The 4,557-nt window shown below is 65.2% G+C and carries 3 protein-coding genes; all 3 read left to right on the forward strand.

Annotated features, from left to right (window positions below; translation table 11 throughout):
* The first annotated feature begins 204 nt into the window (after positions 1–204).
* Positions 205–735, forward strand: a complete 531-nt coding sequence (locus ACK5F2_RS15170) for a chemotaxis protein CheW (protein WP_409866020.1) — start codon at positions 205–207, stop codon at positions 733–735.
* A 77-nt stretch (positions 736–812) separates the two neighbouring features.
* Positions 813–2,930, forward strand: a complete 2,118-nt coding sequence (locus ACK5F2_RS15175; protein WP_409866022.1) for a methyl-accepting chemotaxis protein — start codon at positions 813–815, stop codon at positions 2,928–2,930.
* Between the two features lie 173 nt (positions 2,931–3,103).
* Positions 3,104–4,557 (forward strand): methyl-accepting chemotaxis protein (locus ACK5F2_RS15180; RefSeq protein ID WP_409866024.1); only part of this gene is annotated, 1,454 nt, incomplete at its 3' end.

A 4,557-nucleotide genomic window follows, 5' to 3' on the forward strand; every position in this document is an offset into this window, starting at 1 on the left:
CGCCAACACCGGTGCGGCCGCCAAGTCCTTGGCGCCCAGGCCCGCTAGCGCTGCGCCCCGACCTGCACCCGCCCCTGCCAAGCCCGCACCGGCCCCCACCGCCGACGGCGACTGGGAAACTTTCTGACACCTGGGCTGAACATCTCCAGCACAGATCAGCCGCTCAGCACCACAATAGTTCCATCCCCTAAAACGAGGTAAGCCATGGAAACCATCAGCGAATCCACCCAGTTGGTGCGTCGTGAAGCGGGCGCCCTTGCCGCGCAGGCCCAGGGGCCTGCCGGCGGCGAGTATCTGACCTTCCGCCTGGGCAGCGAGGAATACGGCATCGACATCCTGAAGGTTCAGGAGATTCGCTCTTACGAACAGCCCACCCGCATCGCCAATGCCCCCGAGTTCATCAAGGGCGTGGTCAATCTGCGCGGCGTGATCGTCCCGATCGTCGACCTGCGACTCAAGCTGGGATGCCCCAACGCCGAGTACAACGGTTTCACGGTGGTGATCGTTCTCAACGTCCGCAACCGCGTCGTGGGCGCCGTGGTGGACTCGGTATCGGATGTGCTGGAACTCAGCCGCGATGCCATCCGCCCTGCCCCTGAGCTCAATGCCAGCGCGGTGGACACCAGCTTCATCACCGGTATTGGTGCGGTCGGCGAGCGCATGCTCATCCTGATGGACATTGAGGGCCTGATGAGCAGCGCCGACATGGGCCTGATGGATTCTGTGATCGGCTAGTCCTTGCCTGAAACCCGCCCTGGTCCGGCGGGTTTTTTTTGGCCTGTTGTCGGCTAGAAGAATCGAGCAACCTCATCATGACAACCGCTAACACCTATTCCCTTGCGCGCCGGGTCTCCCTGATTGGCGTCGTCAGTCTTGCTGTTGTGCTGCTGGGCATCAGCGGTGCCGTCAGCGTGCTCCTGACGCGCGTGGCGCATGAGCGTGTGGTCTCCTGGGTCGGAGACAAGGCAGAGGCTGTGCTTGACGCCATGAATGCCATGGACGACACCTCGCGCACCCTGGTGCAGCGAAGCTTCGGCAGCTTCCGTCAGGAGTTTGGCCCGGCCTTCACCCTCAACGAGGAAACCGGGGAATTGCGCGACTGGGGGCCCAAGCTCAACGACAACTACACCCAGGTCGACAAGTTCGCAGCCAATACCGGTGGCGTGGCCACCGTGTTCGCCGCCAAGGGCGACGACTTTCTTCGCATCACCACCTCGCTCAAGAATGAGAAGGGCGAGCGCGCCGTCGGCACCATGCTGGGCAAGCAGCATCCCGCCTACGCTACCGTGTCGAGTGGCAAGCCTTATACCGGTCGCGCCGTGCTTTTTGGCCGCCCCTACATGGCCTACTACGAGCCCATCAGCAACGATGCCGGCAAGCAGGTGGGCTTGCTGTTCATCGGCTTTGATCTGGACGCCTTTGAGGCCGCCATCGGCAAGATGGCCGCCGAGTCCAAGTTCTTCGAAACCGGGGGCATCTATTTGCTCACGGTGGGCAAGGATATGCAGCAGGCCCGCTTCGCCGTCCACCCGAATGCCAAGGGCAAACTGGTCAGCGAGGTCGCGCCCGAGCTGCTCAAGCAGTTGGACGAACTCGGGGACGGCACCTACATCGACAAGGTGCACGATGTGCTGGGCAGCGGGCGCAAAGATGACTTCGCCATCGTTCGCAAGAATCCCAAGACCGGTCACTGGGTGATCGCCCAGGTTTCCCGCGGCGAGGCCATGGCCTCGCACTGGGCCACCATGGTGCCCTTCTGGCTGATGCTGGGTGGGGCGACGGTGCTGCTGGGCCTGGGATTGGCCTGGCTGTTGCGCAACTGGGTCGCCAAGCCACTCGGACAACTCAACAGCGGCGTGCGCGCCATTGCCCAGGGCGACCTGAGCACGCCCATGCACAGCGATCGCAAGGACGAGATCGGCATGCTGACCCGTGACGCGGAGAGCATGCGGCAGCGCCTGGCCGACATGATAGGTACCGTGCGTCATTCGGTGGATTCCATAGGCACAGCCAGCGCCGAGATCGCCACCGGCAATCAGGACCTGTCCAACCGCACCGAGCAGACGGCCTCCAATCTGCAGAACACGGCCTCCTCCATGGACAGCCTGACCAATACCGTGCGGCAGACCGCCGACTCGGCCCGCACCGCCAATCAGCTCGTGAGCTCCGCCTCCACAGCGGCAGCACGCGGTGGTGAGGTGGTGGGTCAGGTGGTGGCCACCATGGACGAGATCAACACCAGCTCCAAGAAGATCAACGACATCATCGGCGTGATCGACGGCATTGCCTTTCAGACCAATATCCTGGCGCTGAACGCTGCGGTGGAAGCGGCCCGCGCGGGCGAGCAGGGCCGCGGTTTCGCGGTGGTGGCCGGCGAGGTGCGCACCCTCGCACAGCGCTCGGCCGAGGCCGCCAAGGAAATCAAGAGCCTGATCGGTGCCAGCGTGGACAAGGTCGAGATCGGCAGCCGCCTAGTCCAGGAGGCCGGCACCTCCATGGACGAGATCGTGGCCAGCGTGCAGCGCGTCTCGGACATCATTGGCGAGATCAGCGCTGCCGCTGGTGAGCAAAGCGAGGGCATTGGACAGGTCAACCAGTCGGTGACACAGCTGGACCAGATGACCCAGCAGAATGCGGCCCTGGTGGAAGAATCGGCCGCCGCCGCCGAGAGCCTGCGCGAGCAGGCCCAGCGTCTGGTGCAGGCGGTCAGCGTGTTCCGCCTCTCCGGCGCACAAAGCAGCCCGGCGCCAGCACCGGCCCCTCGCCAGCCAGCCAGCTCGCCCAAGCTCGGCGCCTCGGCCGGCCGTGCTGCACCGACAGCCCCCACCAGCAAGCCCGCCAGGCCGACACCCAAGCCCCCTGCCCCGGCCAGCAAGCCCGCAGCCCCTGTCAATACCGGCAAGAGTGACGGCGATTGGGAGACTTTCTAGCCGCAGCGATCATGCATCAGCGCCGCCGAGAGCCTGAGCCGACGGCGGCCCGGACGACATAAGAACAGGCGTGCCGGCAAGCACCGGCACCCAGGGATATCAAGGGGGGGGAGAGCCGCGGACTGGCTCTGCCCCTTTTTTGTCTGAACGTTTGTTTGTTCCAGGAGCCCGTGATGTTCGAATCGATCAAGACCAGACTGATCGCCTTCTGTGTCGGAGCCGTGGTGATTGCGCTCGGCGTGGTCACCGTTGCCGACTATCTGATCGTGCGCAAACACACCCAGGCCCAGGTGCAGGCCAGCCTGGATGCGCTGGCCTCGGCACATGGTGCCACCGTGGCGCAATGGGTACGTACGCAGCGCGATATCGTGGTGGCATTGCAGCCCGTGGCCAAGCAGGCCGACCCCATTCCCATGCTGGTCCAAGCCGCCAAGTCCGGGCGCATGGACAACGCTTACATCGGCTTGGCCGACAAGAAGGTCCACTTCTCGACGCCACAAAACGACCTGCCACCGGACTACGACCCGACGGCACGCCCCTGGTACAAGCAGGCGGCGGCGGCCAACGGCCCCGTGCTCACCGAGCCCTACGTGGACGCTGGCACCAAGCGCTTGGTGGTGACCTTTGCCCAGGCGGTCAAAGAAGGCGGACAGACTCTGGCCGTCGTCGCCTCGGATGTCTATCTCGATGGTGTGGTGGAGACCGTCAAGTCCATCAAGCCCACGCCCGCGGGCTGGGCCTTCCTGGTATCTCGCCAGGGCAAGATCATTGCGCACCCGGACGCCAATCTGGCCATGAAGCCCACCTCCGAGATGAGTGCCCAGTTTGATGCTGCGGCGCTGGAGTCCAGTGTCAAACCAGGGGCCAGCTGGGTCGAGGCCAAGGTGGGCGAGCAGACCGTGCTGCTGCGCGCAGCCGCGATTGCCGACACCGACTGGGTGCTCGTCACCGCGGCCGACAAGGGCGAGGCCCTGGCCTCCCTGTCCAGCCTGGTCAACACATCGCTGATCGCCCTGGTCATCGTGGCCGCGGTGGCCGGCGTGCTGGTGGCGGGCCTGGTGACCGCGATGCTGCGCGGCCTGGACAATGTTCGCGCCGCACTGGACGAAATCAGCGCTGGCGGTGGCGACCTCACCCAGCGCCTGCCGGCCAGCGGCCGCGATGAAATCGGGCGTATCGCGCAGTCCTTCAACACCTTCGCCGAGAAGATCCAGCACATCATGCTGGACGTGCGCAGTACCACGGGCTCCATCACGACGGCCTCCAGCGAGATCGCCCTGGGCGCCCAGGACCTGAGCCAACGCACCGAGCAGACGGCCTCCAATCTCCAGCAGGCCGCCTCCAGCATGGAACAGCTGACGGGCACCGTGCGCCAGACGGCGGACGCGGCGCAAACCGCCAATCAACTGGCCTCCAGCGCCTCCACGGCCGCGGCCAAGGGCGGTCAGGTGGTGGGTCAGGTGGTGGCCACCATGGACGAGATCAACACCAGCTCCAAGAAGATCAACGACATCATCGGCGTGATCGACGGCATCGCCTTCCAGACCAATATCCTGGCGCTGAACGCCGCGGTGGAAGCGGCCCGCGCGGGCGAGCAGGGCCGCGGTTTCGCGGTGGTGGCCGGCGA

Origin of the sequence: Roseateles sp., assembly GCF_046300915.1 — a bacterium.
GTDB lineage: Bacteria > Pseudomonadota > Gammaproteobacteria > Burkholderiales > Burkholderiaceae_C > Kinneretia.